Origin of the sequence: Hydrogenophaga luteola (genome assembly GCF_042648585.1) — a bacterium.
Lineage (GTDB): Bacteria > Pseudomonadota > Gammaproteobacteria > Burkholderiales > Burkholderiaceae_C > Hydrogenophaga > Hydrogenophaga luteola.
In genome coordinates this window covers 545,595-569,875 of the sequence record NZ_JBHRXX010000009.1, presented here as the reverse complement: position 1 = coordinate 569,875, position 24,281 = coordinate 545,595, and the positions used below count along the sequence as shown (strand labels likewise).

The following is a 24,281-nucleotide window of genomic DNA, read 5'->3' as shown; positions in this document are numbered from 1 at the left end:
GCCGCTGGCTGCCCGCGAAGGCGAACTCCACAGCCATGCCATTCAAGTTGCTCAACCGTCTGACCCACACCCAGGCGGTGTTCCTCATGGTCGCTGTGACCCTGATGTGGTCGATAGCCGGCGTGGTCTCGCGCCAGCTGGAGTCGGCCGCACGCTTCGAAGTCACCTTCTGGCGCAGCGCATTCACCTTTGTGTCGCTGCTGCTCATCCTTCCCCTGTGGCGGGAGGCGGACCGAGCGTCCACCGGTCTGGCCGATGCCCAGGCGGGGCAGGGTGCGTTGCAGCGGCATTGGGGCATCCTTGCCGGATCGCGTGCCTTCTGGGTGTCGGGCGTCTGCTGGAGTGTGATGTTCACCGCCTTCATGCTGGCGCTCACCTTCACCAGCGTCGCCAACGTACTGGTGATCATGGCAGTCGGGCCCTTGTTCACCGCCGTGCTGGCACGCGTGTTCATCGGTCAGCGACTTCCCGTGCGCACCTGGGCCGCCATCGTGACGGCCGGCGCCGGGATTGTTTACATGTACGGCAGCCAGATGTGGGTCGCATTGACCGACCCGGCGGCAAACGCATCCGGCCTGGTCCTGGGGTCTCTGGCATCGCTTTGCGTTCCGGTGGCAGGTGCGATCAACTGGACAGTGGTGCAGCGCAGCCAGCAACAAGGGGAGTCCATCGACCTTGTTCCGTCGGTGCTGGTGGGGGCACTGGTATCAACCGTGGCCACCCTGCCGCTGGCGTTTCCGTTTCAGGCCACCGGCAGCGACATCGTCTGGCTGGCCATGCTGGGTCTGGTGCAGCTGGCGATTCCTTGCACGCTGGCGGTGGTCTGTGCCCGTTCGCTGAAAGCGCCAGAGGTGTCCTTGCTGGCGCTGCTGGAGGTGATTTTCGGCATCGTGTGGGCTTGGCTGTGGGCCAACGAGACCCCTGGACAAGAGGTGATGCTGGGCGGCAGCGTGGTAATCGGTGCACTGCTGCTCAACGAACTGGCCGGCTGGCGTGACCGCCAGGGTGCACTACGCATTCAGACCCTCAGCGCCAGGAATACCGAGACATCCGTTGGAGAAACGCCATGAATGGGTCCGAACAGTTCATCATCACCGAAGTCCGTGGTCGCGTCGGTTGCATCACGCTCAACCGGCCCAAGGCGCTGAACGCGCTGTCGCTGGGCATGATCCGCGACATCAGTGCCGCCTTGCTGGCCTGGCGTGAAGATTCGCAGGTGCTGGCAGTGGCGATCCGTGGCACGGGCAAGGAGGGCGCGTTCGGCAGCTTCTGCGCGGGCGGTGACATCCGCTTCTTTCACCAGGCGGCGCTCGCGGGCAACCCAGAACTTGAGGACTTCTTCACCGAGGAGTACGCGCTCAACCACCTGATCCACACCTACCCCAAGCCCTACATCGCGTTCATGGACGGCATCTGCATGGGCGGAGGCATGGGCATCAGCCAGGGAGCGAGCCTGCGCATCGTCACCGAACGCAGCAAGATCGCCATGCCGGAAACCGGCATCGGTCTGTTCCCGGATGTAGGAGGGGGCTACTTCCTGAGCCGCTGCCCGGGCCGGCTGGGTGAGTACCTGGCCATGACCGGTCTGGTGCTCGACGGCGCTCATGCGCTGGCGGCCGGCCTGGCGGACGCGGTGATGGACAGCGGCCGCCTTGCGGGCCTGTGGGACAGCCTGGGTCAGACGCCCTACGAGAGCGGCGTGGCGGTGGAGCGCTGGTGCCTCAATCACGTCCAGAAGGTGCCACCGAAGGCGCATTTTCCGCAGGCGGACATCGACCGCGTATTTGCATTGGACAACGTGAAGGCGGTGGTTCAAGCGCTGGAGCAGGCCCAAGGCGAGTGGGCCAGCGAAACCGTACAGTTGCTGCGCAAGCGTTCACCTCTGATGCTGCATGTGGTGCTGGAGCAGGTTCGCCGGGCCCGGGGCATGGGGCTGGCCGAAGAGCTGCGCATGGAGCGTGACCTGGTCCGACGCTGCTTCCACCTGCGACCGGGTGCCGCGAGCGAGACCGTTGAAGGCATCCGCGCACTGGCGGTGGACAAGGACCACGCGCCGCGCTGGAACCCCTCCCACATTGAAGATGTGGCAGCCACCGATGTCGGGGCATTTTTCGTCAGCCCCTGGCCTGCCAGCGCCCATCCGTTGCGCCATCTGGGCTGAATCGCTGCAGAGCGCCGGGTCCTGCGGGTTCAGCGCTGGCGCTGCTTCATCGCTCGCTCGACCTCGCGCTTGCCTTCGCGGTCCTTGATGGTGTCGCGCTTGTCGTGCTCTGCCTTGCCTTTGGCGAGCGCAATCTCGCATTTCACTTTGCCGCTTTTCCAGTGCAGGTTCAGTGGCACCAGGGTGTGGCCCTTCTGTTCCACCTTGCCTATCAGGCGCCGTATCTGGTCCTTGTGCAGCAACAGCTTCTTGGTGCGCACCGAGTCCGGGCTCACATGGGTCGAGGCGGTTCTGAGCGGATTGATCTGGCAGCCGATCAGGAACAGTTCGCCTTCCCGGATCACCACGTAGCCGTCGGTGAGTTGCACCTTGCCCTCGCGCAGCGCCTTCACCTCCCAGCCTTGCAGCACCATGCCCGCCTCGAAACGTTCTTCGATGGCGTAGTTGAACAAGGCCTTCTTGTTGTCCGCGATGCGGCTGTCAGCGGTCTTGGCGGCGGATTTGCTGGGTTTGGTGGACATGGAACGGTAAATGGGGCCGCGGGCGACCCATACAATGGGCGCCGATTGTATGAAAACGATTCAGAAGTCCGTCCTGCTCTGGCACAGCGCCCACGAGATGTTTGCGCTGGTCACCGATGTGCAGCACTACCCGCAGTTCCTTCCATGGTGCGACCACAGCGAGGTGATGGAGCGCAATGAGCACGGCATGGTAGCCCGCGTGGGCATGGCCATCAGCGGTCTGAAGCAGAGCTTCACCACTCGGAACCGGCACATCGATGACCGACAGGTGCTGATGGAGCTGGTGGATGGCCCGTTCTCTCACCTGGAGGGGGTCTGGAACTTCACGCCGCTGGGCGATGGCAGCCAGCGGGCCTGCAAGGTGGAGTTCACGCTGACCTATGGCTTTTCAAGCCAGGCCCTTGCCACTTTGGTGGGGCCGGTGTTCGATCGGATAGCGGGCAGTCTGGTGGACGCTTTCGTCAAGCGCGCAGACCAGGTGTACGGCGCATGATTTCCGTGGTGCTGGTGCGTTCTCCCAAACCCCGGGCGGTGGAAGAGTTGCCTCTGCAGCTTTCCGACGGTGCGACCATCGCTGAAGCTCTGGCCATGGTCGGTTGGTCGCTGGGAACGGACGGTTCAAAGGACTCCACATGGACTTGTGGGGTGTGGGGCCGAAAGGCAGCGCCAAGCACATTACTCAGAGATGGCGACCGCGTCGAACTGTACCGGGACCTGAGGGTGGACCCCAAGGTGGCCCGCAGAGAGCGATTCGTCGGTCAAGGCTCACGCAATGCCGGGCTGTTTGCCCAGCGGCGGCCCAATTCGAAGGCCGGCTACTAGTCAGGTTCTGGCCAAGGGCCTCAGTTGACGTTCTGCGCGGTGGCCGATGCAGGGCCACAGTCTGAACGGATGACGCCGTCGATGCGCTGCTGCTCAGCCGCCCGCGCCTTGTCATCCATGATTTCACGCTCGCCTTTGGCATTGGTGGTGGCGATGCGAACACCCGAATCCAGCGTGGCCTTGGCGCGTTTGGCGCGCTCGCAGTTGCTGGCGCGGGCCGCCGCAATCCGGTCGTCTTCGGCCTTCTTCTTGGCCTGAGCCGCTTCTTGGGCCTGTTTTTCCGCCTGTTTCTTCTTCGCTTCGAGCTGTTCGTCGCGACCGGTCACCTTCGGCGCATCGGCCACCTGTGCAGGGGGCTGGCCGGCTGCCGTGGGGTCGGTTCCGGTCGGTGCTGGGCTAGCTGGCCCCGTTTGACGCACGGCCCCGGGGGTGCGAAGAATGCTCTTCTCGGGCGTGCCAGGCGGCGGCGCCGTGTCGCTGAAAACCTTGTTGCCGGAAGAGTCCACCCAGACCCATTGCGCCCAGGTGGATCCACTGAATAGAGTGGCAAGCGCTGCGAATGCGAGGACTCGCGAAAAAGAGGAGGGTGTGTGACGGCTCAGCATGCGATCCAGTTTAACCCGGGGCCTCTCAGCTGCCCACCACAAGGCGCGCGTCAGGTGACGAAGTAGCGCTTTTGTCAGCTTGACGGAGCTTGTGGCCCGATGTGGTGGCGTTCTGCAGACAGCGGCTCCCTCGGGTGGACGCCGGGTACAATCGTGTTTTTGGAGCTTCACCCCATGCGCCTCCTCGGCAAAGCGCTCACTTTTGACGACGTTCTGCTCGTCCCCGCGTACTCCCAAGTCCTGCCCAAGGACACCTCCCTCGCCACCCAGTTCACCCGCAACATCCGTCTGAACCTGCCCCTGGTCTCTGCTGCCATGGACACCGTGACGGAGGCCCGGCTGGCGATTGCCATTGCCCAGGAAGGTGGCATCGGTATCATCCACAAGAACCTCTCGGCGCAGGAACAGGCCGCCCATGTGGCCAAGGTCAAGCGCTACGAGTCCGGCGTGTTGCGGGACCCGGTGGTCATCAGCCCCTCGACCACCGTGCGTCAGGTCATGGAGCTGTCCGACGAGCTGGGGGTGTCTGGCTTCCCGGTGGTAGATGCAGGCAAGGTGGTGGGCATCGTGACTGGCCGCGACCTGCGATTTGAGAGCCGCTACGACCTGCCGGTCAGCGAGATCATGACGCCGCGCGAGCGCCTGATCACGGTTCCCGAAGGCACCACGCCTGAACAGGCCAAGGCGTTGCTGAACAAGCACAAGCTGGAGCGTTTGCTGCTGGTCAACGACGCCTTCGAACTCAAGGGCCTGATCACCGTCAAGGACATCACCAAGCAGCTGAACTTCCCTAACGCCGCGCGTGACGCCGCTGGCCGCCTGCGCGTGGGGGCGGCGGTGGGTGTGGGTGAAGGCACCGAAGAGCGCGTCGAGGCGCTGGTCAAGGCAGGGGTGGACGCCATCGTGGTGGACACGGCCCACGGTCACAGCAAGGGCGTGATCGACCGCGTGCGCTGGGTCAAGCAGAACTATCCACAGGTCGACGTGATCGGCGGCAACATCGCCACCGGTAGCGCCGCGCTGGCGCTGGTGGAAGCCGGTGCCGACGGCGTCAAGGTCGGTATTGGCCCCGGCTCCATCTGCACCACCCGCATCGTGGCCGGTGTGGGCGTGCCCCAGATCATGGCCATCGACAACGTGGCCACCGCGCTGCAGACCACCGGCGTGCCCATGATCGCCGATGGCGGCATCCGCTACAGCGGCGACATCGCCAAAGCCATTGCGGCCGGTGCCAACACCGTGATGATGGGTGGCATGTTCGCCGGCACCGAAGAGGCGCCGGGCGAGATCGTGCTGTACCAGGGCCGCAGCTACAAGAGCTACCGCGGCATGGGCTCCATCGGCGCCATGCAGCAGGGCAGCGCCGACCGCTACTTCCAGGAAAGCAGTACGGGCAACCCGAACGCCGACAAGCTGGTGCCCGAAGGCATCGAAGGCCGTGTGCCCTACAAAGGCTCTGTGGTCTCGATCATCTTCCAGATGGCCGGTGGCTTGCGTGCCTCCATGGGCTACTGTGGCTGCCCGACCATCGAACACATGCGCGCCAAGGCGGAGTTCGTCGAGATCACCTCGGCCGGCATCCGCGAGAGCCATGTGCACGATGTGCAGATCACCAAGGAAGCGCCCAACTATCGCGCGGACTGAAGCGCGTGGGGCCGGAACTTCTTCGGTGGCAGGTGAGGGCGCTGTATGTGCTGTCAGCCTTGTTCGCCGGGATGCTCATCTACGGCCTGCTGACCGGGGAAACTCCCGGTCGGTTCCCCTACAGCCGCACTGAGGAGCCACGCCAGTATTGGCAGGCACTGTCCCTGCTCCTGATGTTGTCCGTGGTCTGCCTGTGGGGTGGCCGCTGGATGGCGCGGCGCTAAGCCCGAGTTTCACATTCATCGACCCATGCAGCACCAGAAAATCCTCATTCTCGATTTCGGCTCCCAGGTCACGCAACTGATTGCGCGCCGCGTGCGAGAGGCGCACGTGTATTGCGAGGTGCACCCCTGCGATGTGAGCAGCGACTGGGTGCGGGAGTACGCCGCTGACGGGCAGCTCAAGGGTGTGATCCTCTCGGGTAGCCACGCCAGCGTGTACGAGGTGGACGACAAGGCACCCGATGCGGTGTTCGATCTGGGTGTGCCGGTGCTCGGTATCTGCTACGGCATGCAGACCATGGCCCAGCAGCTGGGCGGCAAGGTCGAGGCGGGCAAGACGCGCGAGTTCGGCTACGCCGAGGTCCGCGCCCGCGGCCACACGGCCCTTCTTAAGGACATTGCGGACTTCACCACACCCGAAGGCCATGGCATGCTCAAGGTCTGGATGAGCCACGGCGACAAGGTCACCGAAATGCCGCCGGGCTTCAAGCTCATGGCCAGCACTGATGCCTGCCCCATCGCTGGCATGGCCGATGAATCGCGCGGCTACTACGCCGTGCAGTTCCACCCCGAGGTCACGCACACGGTGCAGGGCAGGGCGCTGTTGGAGCGCTTCGTGCTGGAAATCTGCGGCACGCGGCCCGACTGGATCATGCGCGACCACATCGAGGAAGCGGTGCAGAAGATCCGCGAGCAGGTGGGTGACGAGGAGGTCATCCTGGGTCTGTCGGGCGGCGTGGACTCGTCCGTGGCCGCGGCCCTGATCCACCGGGCCATCGGTGACCAGCTGACCTGCGTGTTCGTGGACCATGGCCTGCTGCGCCTGCACGAAGGCGACATGGTGATGGATATGTTTGTCGGCAAGCTGCACGCCAAGGTGATCCGCGTCGATGCGGCCGACCAGTTCCTCGGTCACCTCGCCGGGGTGAGCGATCCGGAAGCCAAACGCAAGATCATTGGCCGCGAGTTCGTCGAGGTGTTCAAGGCGGAGGCAGCCAAACTCATTGCAAGTGGTGCTTCAACAAAAGGCGCCAAGTGGTTGGCACAGGGCACTATTTACCCAGACGTGATCGAGTCTGGGGGAGCCAAGAGCAAGAAGGCCGTGACCATCAAGAGTCACCACAACGTGGGCGGTCTGCCGGAGCAACTGGGACTCAAGCTGCTGGAACCACTGCGCGACCTGTTCAAGGACGAGGTGCGCGAACTCGGTGTGGCCCTGGGCCTGCCGCACGACATGGTCTACCGCCACCCCTTCCCGGGCCCGGGTCTGGGCGTGCGCATCCTGGGCGAGGTGAAGAAGGAATACGCCGACCTGCTGCGCCGTGCCGACGCCATCTTCATCGAAGAACTGCGCTCCACCATCGACCACAACAGTGGCAAGAGCTGGTATGACCTCACCAGCCAGGCCTTCACGGTGTTCCTGCCTGTCAAGAGCGTGGGCGTGATGGGCGACGGCCGCACCTACGACTACGTGGTAGCGCTTCGCGCTGTGCAGACCAGCGACTTCATGACCGCCGACTGGGCGGAGCTGCCGTATGCACTGCTCAAGAAGGTCAGCAGCCGCATCATCAATGAGGTGCGCGGCATCAACCGCGTGACCTACGACGTGAGCTCCAAGCCGCCAGCCACCATCGAGTGGGAGTGACCATGCCCTGCGGCTGATACGCCGTAGGTGTTTACACGAATACTGTACGAATGAACAGTGTTTGTGTGAGAATGAGACCTCGCAAACGCTTCCCAGGAGGCTTGCATGGTTGTCTTCCATGATCTGTATGTGATGCTGCACCTGCCGCAGACGGTTGCTCGAGACATCGGGCGCCTGCAACAGCATTTGAACCGCTCGTACCGCGGACCTTCGAGACCCATGGCCCCGGAGCGGCTGCACGCCACGCTGGTGCCCCTGGGCAGGTATAAGCACCGCATTCCGTTAGAGATCTTGACCTTGGCCCTGCGTGCGGGGGCATTGCTGGAGGCTGCGCCCTTTCGCGTCTGTTTTGACACCTTGCAGTCGCGTGGCCTCCAAAGCGAAATCGGGACAGTCGAGCTGGCAGGGCGCGGTGTCGGCGTGCGGCCCTTGTCCCTTTTGCGGCGACAGGTGGTCGAGGCGCTGCTCGCGGTCGGATGGCCCGAGGCCAGGATACGGTCCACCTTCTATCCGCACATCACGGTGGACTACCAGCACACACCAGTTGGTGCCCGGCGGATCGAACCATTGACTTGGGATGTGACCGAAGTCGGGCTCGTGGACAGCCACTACGGGCAAGGTCGCCACGAAGTGCTGGCCAGTTGGCCGCTGGAAGATCGGCAGCCGTCGCTGTTCGATTGACAAAGCCACCCAAAGGGTGCGGGACAATGGTGGCATGAACGACGCCGATTGCATGGGCCTGGCCCTGAAAGAAGCCCAGGCCGCGCTCGCCGCGGGCGAGGTGCCGGTCGGCGCGGTGGTCGTGCATCAGGGCAAGGTGGTGGGTGTCGGGCGCAACGCTCCCATTGCCATGCACGACCCTACCGCTCATGCGGAGATCGTGGCCCTGCGCGCGGCGGCTCAGGCGTTGGGCAATTACCGACTGGATGATTGCGAACTGTTCGTGACGCTTGAGCCCTGCGCCATGTGCAGCGGTGCCCTGCTGCATGCGCGGCTCAGGCGTGTGGTGTACGGCGCGCGTGATCCGAAGACCGGCGCAGCCGGTTCGGTGGTCGACCTGTTCGGGAATGCGCAGCTGAACCACCAGACCGTGGTGCAGGGTGGCGTGAGGGCAGGGGAGTGCGGCGGTCTGCTCAGCGACTTCTTCAAGGCCCGCCGCAACCAGCAGCGCCGCGAAGCCCATCCCTTGCGGGACGATGCGCTGCGCACACCCGAACGCCGCTTCGACGGGTTGCCGGGGTACCCCTGGCCTCCACACTATTTGACTGATCTGTCGTCACTGGATGGTCTTCGCCTCCACTACCTCGACGAGGGGCCGCGGGACGCCTCACGCACCTGGCTGTGTCTGCACGGCAACCCGGCATGGAGCTATCTGTACCGCAAGATGATTCCCGTCTTCGTCGCGGCGGGGGATCGCGTGCTCGCTCCCGACCTGATCGGCTTTGGCAAGAGCGACAAGCCCAAGAAGGACGTGTTCCACCGCTTCGACTGGCACCGTCAGGTGCTGCTGGAGTTCATCGAACGGCTGGATCTGCGCCATGTCGTGCTGGTGGTCCAGGATTGGGGTGGTCTGCTTGGTTTGACCCTGCCGATGGCCTCACCAGAACGCTATGCCGGACTGCTCGTCATGAACACTCTGCTGGCCACTGGCGACGAAGCCCTGTCTCCGGGTTTCCTGGCCTGGCGCAAGATGTGCGCAGACAAGCCGTTGTTCGACGTTGGACGGTTGTTTGGGCGTGGCAATCCGCACCTCGATGCCGGCGAGTGCGAAGCCTACAACGCGCCCTTTCCCGACGCTGGCCATCGCGCTGCGCTGCGCGCTTTTCCCACCATGGTGCCCGAGCACACCGACGATGCAGGAGCCGCGATCTCGCGCGACGCACGGCGGTTCTGGCGAGAACGCTGGCAGGGCCGGACACTGATGGTGATTGGCGCACGCGATCCGGTGCTGGGTGAGCCGGTCATGCAGGACTTGGCCCGTAACATCCGGGGGTGCCCGCCGCCGTGGACTCTGCCCGAGGCGGGTCATTTTGTACCGGAGCACGGCGAGCAGATTGCCCGCGCCGCCTGCCGGCACTTTTCCATCCCCCGCGATTCACACAACGAGCCATGAGCCATATCTACATCTACTCCCCCTCCAGTGCCGTGCGCGACAAGGGCGCCTTCCGCCGTGGGGTGAAGCGGCTACAACAGCTCGGACACGAGGTCGAGATCGACGAGGCAGCACTGAGCAGCCACATGCGCTTTGCGGGTGACGACGCGGCACGCGTGGCGGCTGTGGGCCGTGCTGCCGCCAGCGGTGCCGACGTCGCGCTGATTTCTCGCGGGGGTTACGGCCTCACGCGCATCCTGCCGGCACTGCCCTACAAGCAGCTCGCGAAAGCCATCGGCAAGGGCACCCAGTTCGTCGGCCTGAGCGACTTCACCGCCCTGCAATGCGCGCTGCTGGCCAAGACGGGTGCCGTGACCTGGGCGGGCCCGGCCCTGGGTGAGGACTTTGGCGCCGAAGAGCCCGACGACATCATGGAAGCGTGTTTTGACGACTTGCTTGATGGGCACGGCGAGGGCGCAGGCTGGGTGCTGCCCAAAAAGGACCTGCCTTGTCTGCCCACGTCCTCCAAAGAAGAAGGTTCATCGCTGCACCTGCACAAGGCTGTGCTCTGGGGCGGCAACCTGTCGGTGCTGTGTTCATTGGTCGGCACGCCCTGGGTGCCCGAAATCAAGGGCGGCGTGCTGTTTCTGGAGGATGTCAATGAGCATCCATACCGCATCGAAAGGCAGCTGACGCAGCTGTTGCATGCCGGCATCCTGGGACGACAGAAGCTGATCGTGCTGGGCAGTTTCAACCGCTTCAAGACGGTTCCGCACGACCGTGGGTTCAAGCTGCAAACGGTGGTCGACTGGCTTCGAAGTCAGACCCGGACGCCGGTGTTGACGGGCCTGCCGTTCGGGCATGTTTCCACCAAGGTGTTGCTTCCGGTGGGCCGGGAAGTGGAGGTGATGGTGCAGGGGCGCGAGGCCCTGATGTTCTGGGGATGAGCGTGGCGCTGGCAAACGCCTCAGCGGGCCGAGCGGGTTGATTCCATGAGGCCTTTGGGCAGGAGGCCATTGAACACCGGTGTCACGCTGCGAACCAGATCGACCGCCCGTGCCTCGCCGTGAAGACCGCTGAGCACGGCCACCATCTCGGCTCGGGCATACCAGAGCGCCTGTACATCGTGCACATACATGAGGCGGTGTTTGAGTCTGGGATTGGCTTGTGCGCCTGCCTCACCCAGAACAGACAGCATGGCTTGGCGCACCGGCTCCAGCGACTCCGGCGCATGCTTGCGTACCTCGGTGCCCAGCAAGGCAGAGATGCTGTGGCGAATGGTGGGTTTGATCCAGCGCATTTGCAATCCCAACGATAGGAAGTTATGGGGTGCAGGATACGTCCGTGGCGACCCACGGGCAAGGTCTCCAACTTGAGGAAAGTCAAGAAAACAACAGCCAAATCAAGCGCTTAGAAAGACTGTTTAAGATATTGCGTGTACAGGTCTGGTGACGACGCCAGCAATTGCTCCGGAAAGTGTTCAATGACGGCCGGTTCGTTTAGGTCCTTTGGACTCAACCACGTGGAAACGCCCAACAGCGGTACTAGGTCACGTCAATTCCAGTGCTTAAATGGCCGGAAGTGTGATAAACCACACACCTTGTTACCATCGGCCAGCCGCCCCACGCTTCGGTGGACACCACCAGCACCCCGCCTCGCCCAGGCCGATTTCTATTCATCTTCATGGCCGAACTGACGATTGCCTTTGTGGACCTGACCGGCAGCGTCTCCGTGTTTGAAACACTGGGCAACGACCGTGCCGCCAAGGCAGTGACCAAGCTGACCCAGTGGATCGGGGCCATGGGACTTGAACACAACGGCAAGGTCGTCAAGATGCTGGGCGACGGTGTTCTGCTCTCGTTCACCAACAACCGGCTTGCCGTCGAGTGCATGAGCACCATTCAGCAAGAACACTCGCAGCGGGTGGCCCAGTGGCCCAACCGGCTCAAGCTGATGATGCAGATCGGCATGGCGCGCGGGCAGGTAGTGCAGGTCGACGGTGACTGCTTTGGCGACGCGGTCAACGTCGCGTCGCGTCTGAGCGATCTGGCTGGGCCTGAGCAGATCCTGGCCAATGACATGGTGATCCGCAAGCTGGGCAAGGGTCAGAACGTGCGCAGTCGCAGCCTGGGGCCTATCCGGATCAAGGGGCGGGTGGAGCCGGCAGAGGTCTTCCGAATCGAGTGGCAGACCGAAATGCTCTCGGAGTTCCTGACGCTCCCGGCCGACCTGCATGCTCTGAGAAAAAGCACGGAGTCCGTGTTCGGAGGCATCGAGCTGGGCTGGCTCGACGCCAGCCAGTCGTTCAATCTCACCGATTTGCCGTTGAAGATTGGTCGGGTGCCGGAGGCCGATTTTGTAGTGAACGATCCGCGTGTCTCCCGGATGCACGCTTCCATCGACATCCGCTCGGGCAACTACCTGCTGGAAGACACCAGCAGCTACGGCACCTGGGTTCGCTTTGCCGGCACTGACAACGCCATTGCGCTGAGGCGGCAGGAGTGCCTGCTGCACAGCGATGGCGAGTTCTCGATGGGCGCCCCCTTCACGGACATCAGCGCACCCACAGTGAGCTTCCGTCTGGTGGATGGCCAGATGGTGCTCGGGCACGGTCGCACGCGCGTCTGAGCCACTGGCAAGCCCGGGTGCACCTGCGGCCCGGCGCCGCTACCATCGCTCAAGCCTTGGAGGTCCTGATGCGCTGGTTGACCCGTTTGTTTTTTCTGTTGCTGCTGCTGATCCTGCTCGGGGCGGTGGGATTGTCGATCTATGCGTGGCGAAGCCAGCCGCGGATGGACGGTGAAATCCAGCTGCCGGGATTGCGAGGTGCCGTGCAGGTGCAACGCGACGGCAGCGATGTAGCGCACATTCTGGCCACCGATCCGCGGGACGCCTGGATGGCCATGGGTTATGTGCACGCGCAGGAACGCGGATGGCAGCTGGAGTTCAACCGACGCCTGATGCGGGGTCAGTTGTCCGAGGTGTTTGGTCGCTCCACGCTGGAGACCGATCTGCTCATGCGCACGCTGGGCATCCGGCAGGCCGCCCAAGCGCAACTTGCCGGTATGAGCGAAGAGGGGCGTGTGGCGCTGAAGGCCTACAGCGATGGCGTGAACGCGTTTTTTGCAGGACGCCAGCAAGCGCTGTCGCCCGAGTTCCAGATCCTGCACATCGATCCGCGGGAAGAGGCTGCGGCTGGTCGCTACTGGGAACCCGAGGACAGCGCAGGCTGGGCCCTGATGATGGCGCTGGACCTTGGCGGCAACTGGGGCAACGAGCTGGCCCGGTTGTCCGCGCTGCAGGTGCTGGACACGCCGGCTTTGTGGCAGCTGTTTCCGCCGTATCCGGGTGAGGCACCTGCGGCCTCGGCCGATCTGGCAGAGCTGTACCGCGCCATGCGTGTGTTTCCGGCTGCTGACAGCAAACAGTCGCGTGCTCCCGAGGCCCCGCCTGCTGCGGACACGCTGGCGCAAGGTGTGATCGAGTGGACCCGTTCCCTCGGGGAGGTGGAGGGCAAAGGCTCCAATAACTGGGTGGTGTCGGGTGCGCGCAGCGCCAGTGGCAAGCCGCTGCTGGCCAACGACCCGCACCTGGGCCTGAGCGCGCCGGCGATCTGGTACTTCGCCCGCCTGCAGGCGCCGGACGTGCCGGGCCTCAGGGGCATGGACGTGATCGGGGCCACCTTGCCGGGTACCCCGTTCGTGGTGCTGGGACGGACGCCCGACGTGGCCTGGGGCTTCACCAACACCGGCCCTGATGTGCAGGACCTCTACCTGGAGCAGCTGGACCCCAGCGACCCGACCCGCTATCGCGTGCCGGCGCCAGCGGGGCAGGAGGCTTGGGCACGGTTCGACGAACGTGTCGAAACCATCCGCGTCAAGGGTGAGCCGGACTTGGTGCACACGGTGCGCAGCAGCCGGCATGGTCCTGTGCTCAGCGATGCGCCGGGTCGTGCGCGCGACCTCATCGACACCGGGCGCTTCGCGCTGTCGCTGCGCTGGACCGCGCTGGAGGCGGACAACCGCAACGTGGACGCCACCCTGGCTTCCAACCGCGCACGCTCTGTCGACGATCTCGTGGAGGCGTACCGCTACTTCCACGCACCGATGCAGAACGCTGTGATGGCCGACCGCAGCGGCCGCATCGCGTTCAAGGCGGTGGGCAAGGTGCCGCTGCGGTCACCGGACAACCGCATCCGCGGTGTAGCACCGTCGCCAGGCTGGGACGCCCGCTACGACTGGACGGGATACCTGCCTTACGAAGATACCCCGCAGGACGATGGTGCCAAGGGCTGGATCGCCACCGCCAACCAGCGCATCCATGCGGTCGACTACCCGCATTTCCTGACCCAGGACTGGGCGGCGCCGTACCGTCAGGAGCGCATCGAGGCCCTGTTGGCTCAGACGGAGAAACACGACACGGCCAGCTTCCGGGCCATGCACGGCGATCTGCATTCAGAGGCGACGCTGCGCCTTCTGCCTCATCTGAGCAAGACTCCATCCAGCCACCCGCTCGCCGCTGCCGCGCTGGCTTCGCTCAAGGACTTCAAGGGCGGCATGTCCGCCGACGCTGCCGCACCGCTGCTCTACAGCGTCTGGGTCGACGAGTTCACGCGTGGTGTGGTGGGCCAGCGCCTGGGGGTTGAGCGGTTCGAGAAGCTCTATGGCAAGCGGCTGTTCCGCAACGCGGTTGAAGGCATTCTGGAACGCGACGACCGCGGCTGGTGCGGCCAACAGGGCTGTGCTGCTGCCAGCACGGCGGCGCTGGACCGCGCCCTGAACCGCATCAGTGCGCAGCAAGGCCAGGATGTGTCGCGCTGGCGCTGGGGCGCCGCCCACCCGGCGATTTCCGTGCACCGCCCATTCAGCAATGTCGGAGCGCTGGCGCCCATGTTCGAGGTTCGCAAGGAGACGGGGGGCGACCCATTCACCGTGAACGTGGGCCAGTACCACCTGGACAAGGCCGATGCACCGTTTGCCAACCGGCACGCGGCCAGCCTGCGCGCCATCTATGACCTGGCGGAGCCGGAGAACTCTCTGTTCATCTACCAGACGGGGCAGAGCGGCAACGTGCTCTCCAGCCGCTACCGCGACATGAGCGACGCCTGGGCCGCCGTGGAATACCGGCCGCTGCAAATGGCGCCTGCACAGTGGCGCAGCAGCCTGGAACTCAAGCCCTGATCGCCGACAGGCGTCACGCGGATTCGTGGAGGCTGCCGCCGCTCAGTGAGGCCAGGGCAGTGTTGTTGTAGCGCTTGCTGGCTGCCTCGGCCTGGGCGCTGAGCTTGGCCACGTAGGCGTTCAGCTCGGTACTTGAAATGTCGCCGCTGCCATCGGTGTCGACGGTCTGCATGAGGGCCTGCAGGGACGCGTCCTCGGTCTCGGCTCCCGCCTCTTCGGTACTGGCAACCACGGCGTCTTCTTCCGGGGTCGTGGCAGCAAGCACAGGATCGCTCGTCGCCGGGGCCGTGGCTACCGGCGTGCTGTGCACTGGCGTGGTGGTTCCATTGACCACACCGTCCACCGACGGGCTTTGCGTGGTCGTGATCACCGTGGTAGTGGTCTGCACGACCGTGGTTTCGGTGGCGGGCGTGATGCCGAATTCGGCCATCGAGATCTGGCCATCGTTGTCGGCGTCGAGCTCGGCGAACCGGGCTTCGTCGCCGCGCGACTGGACAAATGCCTGCGTGTTCGACGCAGACGAGAAGAGGTTCTGCAGCAGGGTTCCGACCTCGCTGCCATTGAGCGCACCGTCCTTGTTGGCATCGAGCGAGGCGTACAGCTCGGACGCACCCTGGCCCACCTCCACGCCCAGCTTGCCGGCCACCTTTTCAAGCGCCGCCTGGAACTCGCTCTGGCTGACGCCGCCATCGCCATCGGCGTCCATCTTCTTGTGCATCTTGTCCTGCAGGTAGCTGGACATGGCGCCACTCAGGGACGACAGGGTCTGGGACCAGGCGCTGGAGTTGCTGGTGTCGACAGTGCTCATGGAGAGGTTCCTTTCTGGCGGGGGTTCCGGGATGGAGCAATGCTCTCGCATCCGGACCTCACAGAAACCCACCAACAGAGGGACGGAAACCCCGCTGTTCGCCCGATTGGCGAACCTCGCCGCGACCTACTTGAGCTTGCCCGAAAGGAACTGGGACAGCCGTTCGGACTTGGGGTTGACCAGCACCTCGCGCGGGTTGCCCTGTTCCTCGATGCGTCCCTGGTGCAGGAACAGAACGTGGTTGCTGACCTCGCGCGCAAAACCCATTTCATGGGTCACCACCACCATGGTGCGGCCTTCTTCGGCCAGCGTGCGCATCACCCGCAGCACCTCGGTGACGAGCTCGGGGTCGAGCGCACTGGTCGGTTCGTCGAACAGCATCACCTCGGGCTCCATCGCCAGTGCCCGGGCAATCGCCACGCGCTGCTGCTGGCCGCCCGACATGTGGGCCGGGTACTTGCCCTCGACTTCGCGCAGGCCGACCTTGTCCAGGTACTTGCGGGCGGTGGCAACGGCTTCGTCTTTGCCCTTGCCGAGCACATGCATCGGAGCTTCAATCACGTTTTCCAGCACCGTGAGATGGGACCAGAGGTTGAAGTGCTGGAACACCATCGCCAGCTTGGCGCGCAGGCGCTGCAGCTGTTTCTCTTCGGCAGCCTTGAGCATGCCGTCCTTGGCGGTGACCAGCTTGAGCTCTTCACCGGCCACAACGATGCGGCCCTGTTGAGGGCGTTCGAGCAGGTTCATGCAACGCAGGAAGGTGGACTTGCCCGAGCCGGACGATCCGATGATGCTGATCACGTCGCCGGCCTTGGCCGTCAGGGAAATGCCCTTGAGCACCTCGTGCGAGCCGTAGCTCTTGCGGATGTCGATCGCTTCGAGTTTGGTGGTCATGGTGCGTTCTTGGGGTTCAGGGGCTCAGCAGGTTGCCGGCGCGGATCGGGTTGCGGCCGGCGACCCGGCAGATTTCCATGCCGGCTGTGGCCCAGCGCAGGTTGTGGCGGGCGTAGACGATGCCCTCGATGCTGCTGCGGATCTCGGTTTCGCGCGGCGCCAGAGGGTCGATCACCCGCGCCAGCAACTGGCCGGCGGCCACGCGTTCACCGACCTGGGCAACGAAGTCGATCACACCCGGGTGGGGTGCGTGGGAGGCTTCCGTGCCCGCCAAAGGTGTCGGTTCGCACTGCGGTTCGGGCAGGGCAGGGGCAGGGCCGTTCATCACGCCGACGTGGCGCAGGTAGCCGACGATGGCCAGGGCATCCTGTGTGGCGAGGGCGTCCGACACATCGGTCTGGCCGCGCAGCTCGACGGTGGTGCTGGCACAGCCCAGGGGTATCGGTGCCTGGTCGGCGAAGTGATCGCGCAGACGCCACCACGGGCCGGACAGCGCTTCGTCGAAGGAGATCGAAGGACCCGAGCCCCGCGCCCACAGCAGCGCCTGGGAACCGAGCAGGCGCGCCAGTGGCGCCATCAGGTCGAGCATCGGCTGCTCGACGTACATATGCAGAGTGGCCTCGAAGTCGCAGTGCAGGTCCAGCACCACGTCGGCGTCGCAGGCAAGGGTCATCAGCACCTGGCGGAGGCTCTCCAGCTCGGTGGTCACCTCCTGTTCGCGCAGCACCTCGTGCATGGTGGCACGCACGATGCCCTTGTTGGTCTCGGCATCCTGCGTGAGCTTCGGAGCGATCCGGTCCTTCACCAGGTTGAAGAAGTCCGGGTAGTTCCGGTTGAAGTTCTCCATGGTCAGCAGCTCGAAGCGGCCCATCTGGTGGTGCATCAGGCTCTGGTCAAGACCAATCGGGTTGCACACCGGCACCAGCACGACCTCGCCGGGCATCTCGCCGGCAACCTCGGCTGCGGCCAGCAGCTCTCTCAGCTTGTGGGCGGTGAGCATGCCGGGCAGCTCGTCGGCGTGCAGGCTGGACTGGATGTAGGCCTTGCGACCGTTGGTGGCCTGACCGAAGTGCAGGCTGGTGACCAGGCGCTGGGTGCCCAGCGACGGAGAAAGCAGGGGATGTTGGAGCTGTCGCATCCGGAAGAAGAGAAAACGGGGGATCAGTGAGTGCGCGGGCGCAGGTAGGCCAGGAAGCGCTTTTCCAGCAGCCGGAACACGTAGACCAAGGCAAAAGTCAGTATGAAATACAGCACCGCGACCACGATGAATGGCTGGAAAGCCAGGTAGTAGGTCTTGTAGATCGCATACGCGGCGTTGGTCAGGTCATACAGCGCCGGCACCACGCTGGCCAGCGAGGTGGCGTGCAGCATCATCACGACTTCGTTGGAGTAGCCGGGCAGGGTGCGGCGTAGGGCGCTGGGCAGCACCAGGCGGAACATCATGTTCCATTTGCTGAAGCCGGCGGCCTGCGCGGCCTCGATCTCGCCAGCCGGCGTTTCCTTGATGGCGCCCGCCAGCATCTCGACCGTGTAAGCGCAGGTGTTGAGCGAGAACGCGGCCACCGCACAGAAGAACGGGTCCTTGAACAGCGTCCAGGGCCAGACCGTGTCCCACAGTGCCTGCACCCACTCCAGCTGGGCGATGCCGTAGTAGATGAAATAGACCTGGATCAGCAGCGGCGTGCCGCGCACCACATAGGTGAACAGCCAGACCGGCGTCGACACCCAGCGGTTGCGCGAGACCCGCATCAAGGTAAGCGGCAGTGTCAGCAGGCCGCCGGCCAGCAGGCTGATGGCCAGCAACTCCATGGTCGCCAGGAAACCGGTCCAGTACAGCGCGAGGTTCTGCGGCTGGAAGATGATGGCGAACTTGTCCATCAGAACTCACCCCGCTTCACGCCCACGGAGTAACGGGCTTCGGCTTTGCGCAGGAGGATCAGGCTGACGGTTGAGATCAGGAGGTAGAGAAAGCCGGCGAAGGCCATGAAGATGATGGCAGCGCCAGGAATCTCGCCGCGCGCGGCTGCGCCGGCCTGCTTGGCGAGGTTGGTGATGTCGGCCAGGCCGATCACCGAAACGAGGGCGGTGGCCTTGAGCAGCACCAGCCAGTTGTTGGTGAAACTCGGCAGCGCGAATCGCACCATCTGGGGCAGCACCATGCGGCGAAAGGTATAGAAGCGGCTCATGCCGTAGGCCCAGCCGGCCTCTGACTGCCCCTTGGGCACGCTCATGATCGCGCCGCGGAAGGTCTCGGTCATGTAGGCGCCGTAGACGAAGCCGATGGTCAGCACACCCGCCACGAAGGGGTTGATCTGCGGGCCGCTGCGGTAGCCCATGGCCTCGAAGATGTCGTTGATCAGGATCTGCCCGCCAAAGTAGAGGAGCAGCATCCACACCAGATCCGGGACACCCCGGATCACGGTGGAATAGATGTCGCCGACCCAGTTGAGCCAGCGGTAGGGCGAGAGTTTGGCAGCCGCGCCGGCCAGGCCGAGCACGGCAGCGACCACGAGCGCGCCCAGCGAGACGCCGAGGGTGACCAGCAGGCCCTGGAGGATCTGGATGAAATAGGTCGTCATCGGCGCTCGCGGTTCAGCTCAGTGGATCAGGAACCCCAGATGTCCACACCAGGGACGTGCTTCTCGGACAGTTCTTTCCACTTGCCGTTGTCGCGAATGGCCTTGATGCCGGCGTCCAGAGCGTCGCGCAGGGCGGTGTCTTCCTTGCGGATGGCCACACCGGCGCCAGCGCCGAAGTACTTGGCATCGAACTCGACCGGAATGCGGCCACCGGCGCAGCTGTAGTCCTTGCCGTCCGGCGTGGAGAGGAATCCACCCTGGACTTCAACCACGTCGGCCACGGTACCGTCCAGACGGCCTGACTTGATATCCAGATAGACCTGGTCCTGGGCGTCGTAAGGCACGACGGTCGCGCCTGCGGGCTTGAGCTCACCCATGGCGTACTTTTCCTGGGTGGAGGCCTTCAGCACGCCCAATTTCTTGCCCTTGAAGCCCGCGGCGTCGGCGCCCAGGTTCAGGGCGGTCTTGACGACCACACAAGAAGGCGTGTTGTAGTACTTGCCCGTGAAATCGACCGACTGCTTGCGCTCTTCGGTGATCGACATCGAGGAAATGATGGCGTCGTACTTCTTAGCCAGCAGGCCAGGAATCATGCCGTCCCAGGCCTGCTCGACGAAGACGCACTTGCTTTTGAGTTCGTCGCACAGCGCCTTGGCCACGTCCACGTCGAAACCGGCAGGCTCGCCCGCATCGGTCTTGTAAGTGAAAGGCTTGTAGGTGGGGTCGATGGCCACACGGAGTTCTGGCCACTGGCTGGTGGGTGCAGGTGCCGCTGCTTCTGCGGCGGGTGCAGGCGCCGGGGCGGCCGGCGCGGGTGCTTCGGTCTTGCCACAGCCCACCAGGGTGGCGGCGCCGATCATGCTGAGGGTCAGAAACAGATGCTTCATGAACTTCCTTGAGAAGGTTGAATGGAACTGGCAGATTGGACTCCTGCCGGTGGGCAACATTGTAGGTGTGGGCAGTCCAATTGACGGATGCACCAAGCTGGTGTTTCCCCGGATGCAGGTGTCTGCGCACGAGGGCATGAGCAACATTCAGGCCGAACCTGGAATCGGTGTTCCTCTTATTCTTTTACTTAACATAATATACATCGTAGAACATTATAGAAATGTTTCATCCAGAAACACTTATTACGCCGAGCCACGCGATCTGCCTCAAGTCTGCCCGAGAACAACCGAACTGGAGTCATCGGCAGATTTGTGACCAATCTCACATCTCGGCAGGAACACCGGTTCACTTGAATCCAACGCCCCGGAAGGAAACATCATGCTGTCCACGTTTGAGCACTACCTTGCCATGGCCCTCGAATTCCTGGTGTTCTGGGCCTGTGTGCTCTCGCCGGTCCTGGCGTTCTGGCAGGTGTTGGCATGGGCTGGTCGCCAGTTGCCGGGCTGATCCCGGCTCACAAGAAAAAACCCCGGCCAGAGGCTCCTGACCGGGGTTTCTGTGGCCAACGCCTGGGCCAAATCAGTCTTCGACAAACGCCTCTTCGCGCTTCTTCTTCACAGACGGCATCAGCACCACGATCAGCAGGATCGCAGCCACCACCAGCAGGCTGGCCGACAGCGGGCGGGTCACGAACACCGACCAGTCACCACGCGAGATCAGCAGTGCGCGGCGCAGATATTCCTCCATCATCGGGCCCAGGATCAGACCCAGCAGCAACGGCGCCGGCTCACAGCCCAACTTGATGAAGCCGTAGCCGATCAGGCCGAACAGCGCCACCATCCAGATGTCGAAGCTGTTGTTGTTGGTCGAATACACCCCGATCGCACAGAACAGCACGATGGCCGGGAACAGCCACTTGTAAGGCACGGTCAGCAGCTTGATCCAGATACCGATCAGCGGCAGGTTCAGGATCACCAGCATGGCGTTGCCGATCCACATCGAGGCGATCAGGCCCCAGAACAGCTCCGGGTTGCTGGTCATCACCTGCGGGCCCGGCTGAATGTTGTGGATGGTCATGGCACCGACCATCAGCGCCATCACGGCGTTGGGCGGAATGCCCAGCGTCAGCAGCGGGATGAACGAGGTCTGCGAACCGGCGTTGTTGGCCGACTCCGGCGCGGCCACGCCGCGGATGTTGCCCTGCCCGAACGGCACTTCACCGGGCTTGAGCTTGGTCTTCTTTTCGATGGTGTAGGCGGTGAATGCCGACAGCAGCGCACCACCACCGGGCAGGATGCCCAGGGCCGAGCCGAGCGCGGTTCCGCGCAGCACAGCCGGGAACATGTTCTTGAAGTCTTCGGCCGTGGGCATGATGCCCTGCACCTTGCCAGTGAACACCTCGCGCTTTTCGTCCGGGTGCGACAGGTTCTGGATGATTTCGCCGTAGCCGAACACGCCCATGGCAATTGCCAGGAAGCTGATGCCATCGGTCAGTTCGGGAATGTCGAAGCTGTATCGCGCCACGCCCGAGTTCACGTCGGTACCAACAAGGCCCAGCAGCAGGCCCAGCACGATCATGGCCAAGGCCTTGACCAGAGAGCCGGAGGCCAGCACCACGGCACCGATCAGGCCCACGATCATCAGCGAGAAGTATTCGGCGGGACCGAATTCCAGGGCGAGTTCGGTCAGTGGGCCTGCAAAACCGGCCAGGATCAGCGTGCCGACACAGCCTGCGAAAAACGAGCCCAGACCGGCCGCGGCCAAAGCGGGGCCTGCCCGGCCCTTGCGGGCCATCTGGTAGCCGTCGATCACGGTCACCACGGAGGACGACTCACCTGGCAGGTTCACCAGGATGGCTGTTGTGGAGCCACCGTATTGCGCACCGTAATAGATGCCTGCCAGCATGATGAGTGCGGCCACCGGCGGCAGACCGTAGGTGGCCGGCAGCAGCATGGCGATGGTGGCCAGCGGACCAATGCCGGGCAGCACGCCGATCAGCGTGCCCAGCAAGCAGCCGATGAAGGCGTAGATCAGGTTCTGGAAGGTGAAGGCAACGCCAAAACCCAGGGCGAGGTTGTTGATCAGATCCATCTTGTTGTTCTCCTCGGGTTCAGTTCGCCAGGAACCAGGGCAGCACGGGGAACTGCAGGTTCAGCATCTTCACGAAGGCCAGGTAGCTGCCGATGGCCAGGATGGTGGCCAGGATCAGCGACTCCTTGAGCTTCGCGCCTTCACGGGCGTAGCCGGCCATGACCACCAGACCATAGATGGCAACGATCAGGCCGAAAGCCGGAATGCCCAGTGAAGGAAGCCCCACCAGCAAGGCGCCGAACAGCAGGTTGGCACCCAGAATGAAGACCAGGGGTCTCCAGGCAATGGCACCGATCTTGTCGCCGCCCGGTGGGCCGGACTTGAAGGAGTTGAAGGTGACCAGTGCACCCAGCAACACCAGAAGGAGGCCGAGCATGAAGGGGAAGTAACCCGGCCCCATGCGTGCGGCTTCTCCGATCTCGTAGTCCACCGCACCCCAGGCGAACGAGCCGCCCACGGTCATGAACATGAGTCCCGAAACAAAGTCTTTCTGACTGGCTATCGCCACGGCTGTCTCCTCGGAATAAGAACAGCGCGATTCTCGGTGGCATTCGCCCCGATCCCCATGTGGGTTACACCTACAGAAACAGGCGGCAGTCGCTGATGCGACCGCTGTTTGTTCAGCGGCCAGGCGCGCGGCGCTGCCGCAATCTCTGGGCGATCAACTCGGCCATGTCGTCGCGGTCGGCACGCCTGGCGAAGTCGACAGCGGTGAGTCCCTGGTCATTGCGCAGCGACGGGTCGGCGCCCTCTTCCAGCAACAATGGCACGAGATCGCGGTTCCCGTACATGGCAGCCAGCATCAGCGGCGTGGACCGGTTGGGCGACTCCGCATCGATGTAGGCGTGGTGTTCCAGCAGCAGCCGGACCATGTCGACGCTGTCAGGCTCGGCCCGCGACGCGGCGTAGTGCAATGGCGTCCATCCGGGCTTGTTGACTTCGGCGCCGCGCCGGATCAGCTGGCGGGCAATGTCCTGGTGCCCTTTGATGGCCGCGATCATCAAGGGGCTTTCTCCCTGACGGTTGTGCAGCTCCACGCGCACCGCGCGCTGGGTCAGCAGGAAATTCACCACCTTCAGCGAGCCTTCACGCAGCGCCACATGAAGGCCCGAATCGCCCTTTTCGTTCTGGCTGTTGAGATCGAATCCACGCAACGCCAGCGCCACCATCGTCGACTCGTTGTCCAGCTCCGCCGCCTTGAAGAAGTCTTCGAACGAGCCTGCGAATCCAAAACTGCAGAGCATGAAAAGTGCATTGAAAACAATGTACTTTTTAATATTTCTCACGTTCTGCCTCAGCATTTAGATCACTCGGTCAAACAGCTGCTCGAAGTTCTGGCTCGTCGCGTCGGCCACGTCTTCGACCTTCAGCCCCTTGATCTCGGCGATCTGACGAGCCACGTGGGGCACGTAGGACGGGTTGTTGGTCTTTCCGCGGTGCGGCACCGGCGCCAGGTAGGGGCTGTCGGTCTCGATGAGGATGCGGTCGATCGGCACGAAGCGTGCGACCTCCCGCAAATCGGCCGCATTGCGGAAGGTCAGGATGCCGGAGAAGGAAATGTAGAAACCCAGGTCCAGGGCGGCCCGCGCCACTTCCGCCGTCTCGGTGAAGCAGTGGAACACCCCGCGCGACACCGGACTGGACGCGCTGCCTGCGAAGCCGCCCTCCTCGCGCAAGATGGCCAGGGTGTCGTCCGACGCGCTGCGAGTGTGGATCACCAGAGGAAGCCCTGTCTGCCGCCCGGCACGGATATGCACCCGGAACCGTTCGCGCTGCCACTCCATCTCGGCCACGCTGCGACCGTTGAGCCGGTAGTAATCCAGCCCTGTTTCGCCAATCCCCACCACCTTCTCGCGCGCCGCGCCCGCCAGCAGATCGTCCAGCGAGGGTTCCTGAATGCCTTCGTTGTCAGGGTGCACGCCGACCGTGGCCCACAGCTGCTCATGGTCACGGGCAAGGGCCTGCACGGCGTCGAACTCTTCCAGCGTGGTGCAGATGCACAGCGCGCGGTTCACCCGAGCCTCCTCCATGGCCTGCAGGATGGCCGGCAGTTGCTCGGTCAGTTCGGGAAAGCTGAGGTGGCAGTGGGAGTCGGTGAACATGGCGGTGGCCGCGGGCGGTGCCCGGGAC

26 protein-coding genes are annotated in these 24,281 nt (G+C 63.9%); 13 read left to right on the top strand and 13 right to left on the bottom strand.

What is annotated here, in order from left to right:
• Positions 1-35: 35 nt before the first annotated feature.
• The gene (locus ACFOPI_RS21515) at positions 36-1,070 is read left to right on the top strand and encodes a DMT family transporter (protein WP_382178591.1); all 1,035 of its coding nucleotides are present in this window, start codon (positions 36-38) and stop codon (positions 1,068-1,070) included.
• The gene (locus ACFOPI_RS21510; protein ID WP_382178588.1) at positions 1,067-2,161 is read left to right on the top strand and encodes an enoyl-CoA hydratase/isomerase family protein; all 1,095 of its coding nucleotides are present in this window, start codon (positions 1,067-1,069) and stop codon (positions 2,159-2,161) included. Before ACFOPI_RS21515 ends, ACFOPI_RS21510 begins: the two co-directional genes overlap by 4 nt.
• 29 nt (positions 2,162-2,190) lie before the next feature.
• On the opposite strand, the gene smpB is transcribed toward ACFOPI_RS21510, so the two are convergent.
• Entirely contained in the window at positions 2,191-2,682 is a 492-nt protein-coding gene (gene smpB, locus ACFOPI_RS21505) for an SsrA-binding protein SmpB (protein WP_066260880.1), read from the bottom strand.
• 49 nt (positions 2,683-2,731) lie between these two features.
• Here smpB and ACFOPI_RS21500 point away from each other — a divergent pair, with 49 nt between their 5' ends.
• Positions 2,732-3,175: a type II toxin-antitoxin system RatA family toxin gene (locus tag ACFOPI_RS21500; protein ID WP_382178584.1), complete on the top strand. Its 444-nt coding sequence runs from the start codon at positions 2,732-2,734 to the stop codon at positions 3,173-3,175.
• Positions 3,172-3,504 carry an RnfH family protein gene (locus tag ACFOPI_RS21495; protein ID WP_382178581.1) on the top strand — a complete coding sequence of 111 codons (333 nt, stop codon included), beginning with the start codon at positions 3,172-3,174 and terminating at the stop codon, positions 3,502-3,504. The genes ACFOPI_RS21500 and ACFOPI_RS21495 overlap by 4 nt, the downstream gene beginning before the upstream one ends.
• A 20-nt stretch (positions 3,505-3,524) precedes the next feature.
• On the opposite strand, the gene ACFOPI_RS21490 is transcribed toward ACFOPI_RS21495, so the two are convergent.
• Positions 3,525-4,109: a DUF4124 domain-containing protein gene (locus tag ACFOPI_RS21490; RefSeq protein WP_382178579.1), complete on the bottom strand. Its 585-nt coding sequence runs from the start codon at positions 4,107-4,109 to the stop codon at positions 3,525-3,527.
• A 174-nt stretch (positions 4,110-4,283) separates the two neighbouring features.
• Between ACFOPI_RS21490 and guaB the strand changes: the two genes are divergently transcribed.
• The 5 genes from guaB (at position 4,284) to ACFOPI_RS21465 (ending at position 10,658) form a co-directional block, all read left to right on the top strand.
• Positions 4,284-5,753 (top strand): IMP dehydrogenase, encoded by a 1,470-nt coding sequence (guaB, locus tag ACFOPI_RS21485; RefSeq protein WP_382178576.1) that lies wholly within the window; start codon positions 4,284-4,286, stop codon positions 5,751-5,753.
• Between the two features lie 249 nt (positions 5,754-6,002).
• Complete coding sequence (gene guaA, locus ACFOPI_RS21480) at positions 6,003-7,619, top strand: glutamine-hydrolyzing GMP synthase (RefSeq protein ID WP_382178573.1); 1,617 nt, start codon at positions 6,003-6,005, stop codon at positions 7,617-7,619.
• Between the two features lie 105 nt (positions 7,620-7,724).
• The gene (locus ACFOPI_RS21475; protein WP_382178570.1) at positions 7,725-8,300 is read left to right on the top strand and encodes a 2'-5' RNA ligase family protein; all 576 of its coding nucleotides are present in this window, start codon (positions 7,725-7,727) and stop codon (positions 8,298-8,300) included.
• Positions 8,301-8,334: 34 nt separating this feature from the next.
• Positions 8,335-9,732 carry a tRNA adenosine(34) deaminase TadA gene (gene tadA / locus ACFOPI_RS21470; protein WP_382178567.1) on the top strand — a complete coding sequence of 466 codons (1,398 nt, stop codon included), beginning with the start codon at positions 8,335-8,337 and terminating at the stop codon, positions 9,730-9,732.
• Positions 9,729-10,658 carry an LD-carboxypeptidase gene (locus tag ACFOPI_RS21465; protein WP_382178564.1) on the top strand — a complete coding sequence of 310 codons (930 nt, stop codon included), beginning with the start codon at positions 9,729-9,731 and terminating at the stop codon, positions 10,656-10,658. The genes tadA and ACFOPI_RS21465 overlap by 4 nt, the downstream gene beginning before the upstream one ends.
• A 20-nt stretch (positions 10,659-10,678) precedes the next feature.
• On the opposite strand, the gene ACFOPI_RS21460 is transcribed toward ACFOPI_RS21465, so the two are convergent.
• Positions 10,679-11,011 carry a hypothetical protein gene (locus ACFOPI_RS21460; RefSeq protein ID WP_382178561.1) on the bottom strand — a complete coding sequence of 111 codons (333 nt, stop codon included), beginning with the start codon at positions 11,009-11,011 and terminating at the stop codon, positions 10,679-10,681.
• A 383-nt stretch (positions 11,012-11,394) separates the two neighbouring features.
• On the opposite strand from ACFOPI_RS21460, the gene ACFOPI_RS21455 reads away from it, so the two are divergent.
• Both ACFOPI_RS21455 and ACFOPI_RS21450 read left to right on the top strand, forming a co-directional pair.
• Positions 11,395-12,339 (top strand): FHA domain-containing protein, encoded by a 945-nt coding sequence (locus tag ACFOPI_RS21455; RefSeq protein ID WP_382178558.1) that lies wholly within the window; start codon positions 11,395-11,397, stop codon positions 12,337-12,339.
• 68 nt (positions 12,340-12,407) lie between these two features.
• Complete coding sequence (locus ACFOPI_RS21450; RefSeq protein ID WP_382178555.1) at positions 12,408-14,891, top strand: penicillin acylase family protein; 2,484 nt, start codon at positions 12,408-12,410, stop codon at positions 14,889-14,891.
• A 13-nt stretch (positions 14,892-14,904) separates the two neighbouring features.
• Here the strand turns inward: ACFOPI_RS21450 and ACFOPI_RS21445 are convergent, their stop codons facing one another.
• The 6 genes from ACFOPI_RS21445 to ACFOPI_RS21420 all read right to left on the bottom strand — a co-directional run bounded on the left by ACFOPI_RS21445 (position 14,905) and on the right by ACFOPI_RS21420 (position 20,059).
• Positions 14,905-15,699, bottom strand: a complete 795-nt coding sequence (locus tag ACFOPI_RS21445) for a hypothetical protein (protein ID WP_382178552.1) — start codon at positions 15,697-15,699, stop codon at positions 14,905-14,907.
• A gap of 126 nt (positions 15,700-15,825) precedes the next feature.
• The gene (locus ACFOPI_RS21440; RefSeq protein WP_382178549.1) at positions 15,826-16,593 is read right to left on the bottom strand and encodes an ABC transporter ATP-binding protein; all 768 of its coding nucleotides are present in this window, start codon (positions 16,591-16,593) and stop codon (positions 15,826-15,828) included.
• Between the two features lie 16 nt (positions 16,594-16,609).
• Entirely contained in the window at positions 16,610-17,731 is a 1,122-nt protein-coding gene (locus tag ACFOPI_RS21435; protein WP_382178546.1) for a M14 family metallopeptidase, read from the bottom strand.
• 23 nt (positions 17,732-17,754) lie between these two features.
• Positions 17,755-18,471: an ABC transporter permease gene (locus ACFOPI_RS21430; RefSeq protein ID WP_382178543.1), complete on the bottom strand. Its 717-nt coding sequence runs from the start codon at positions 18,469-18,471 to the stop codon at positions 17,755-17,757.
• Positions 18,471-19,172, bottom strand: coding sequence for an ABC transporter permease (locus tag ACFOPI_RS21425; RefSeq protein WP_382178540.1), 702 nt, complete (start codon positions 19,170-19,172; stop codon positions 18,471-18,473). Before ACFOPI_RS21425 ends, ACFOPI_RS21430 begins: the two co-directional genes overlap by 1 nt.
• Before the next feature lie 26 nt (positions 19,173-19,198).
• Positions 19,199-20,059, bottom strand: a complete 861-nt coding sequence (locus ACFOPI_RS21420) for a transporter substrate-binding domain-containing protein (protein WP_382178538.1) — start codon at positions 20,057-20,059, stop codon at positions 19,199-19,201.
• Here ACFOPI_RS21420 and ACFOPI_RS21415 point away from each other — a divergent pair.
• On the top strand, positions 20,058-20,375 hold the full coding sequence (locus ACFOPI_RS21415) for a hypothetical protein (protein ID WP_382178535.1): 318 nt from the start codon (positions 20,058-20,060) through the stop codon (positions 20,373-20,375). The genes ACFOPI_RS21420 and ACFOPI_RS21415 overlap by 2 nt on opposite strands.
• 63 nt (positions 20,376-20,438) lie before the next feature.
• Entirely contained in the window at positions 20,439-20,567 is a 129-nt protein-coding gene (locus tag ACFOPI_RS21410) for a hypothetical protein (RefSeq protein ID WP_382178533.1), read from the top strand.
• A gap of 72 nt (positions 20,568-20,639) precedes the next feature.
• On the opposite strand, the gene ACFOPI_RS21405 is transcribed toward ACFOPI_RS21410, so the two are convergent.
• From ACFOPI_RS21405 to ACFOPI_RS21390, 4 genes are all read right to left on the bottom strand, one after another.
• The gene (locus ACFOPI_RS21405; RefSeq protein WP_382178531.1) at positions 20,640-22,151 is read right to left on the bottom strand and encodes a tripartite tricarboxylate transporter permease; all 1,512 of its coding nucleotides are present in this window, start codon (positions 22,149-22,151) and stop codon (positions 20,640-20,642) included.
• Between the two features lie 19 nt (positions 22,152-22,170).
• Positions 22,171-22,659 (bottom strand): tripartite tricarboxylate transporter TctB family protein, encoded by a 489-nt coding sequence (locus ACFOPI_RS21400; RefSeq protein ID WP_382178529.1) that lies wholly within the window; start codon positions 22,657-22,659, stop codon positions 22,171-22,173.
• Between the two features lie 112 nt (positions 22,660-22,771).
• The gene (locus ACFOPI_RS21395) at positions 22,772-23,452 is read right to left on the bottom strand and encodes an ankyrin repeat domain-containing protein (protein ID WP_382178527.1); all 681 of its coding nucleotides are present in this window, start codon (positions 23,450-23,452) and stop codon (positions 22,772-22,774) included.
• Positions 23,453-24,253 (bottom strand): TatD family hydrolase, encoded by an 801-nt coding sequence (locus tag ACFOPI_RS21390; RefSeq protein WP_382178524.1) that lies wholly within the window; start codon positions 24,251-24,253, stop codon positions 23,453-23,455. It lies immediately after the preceding gene.
• Positions 24,254-24,281: the final 28 nt, after the last annotated feature.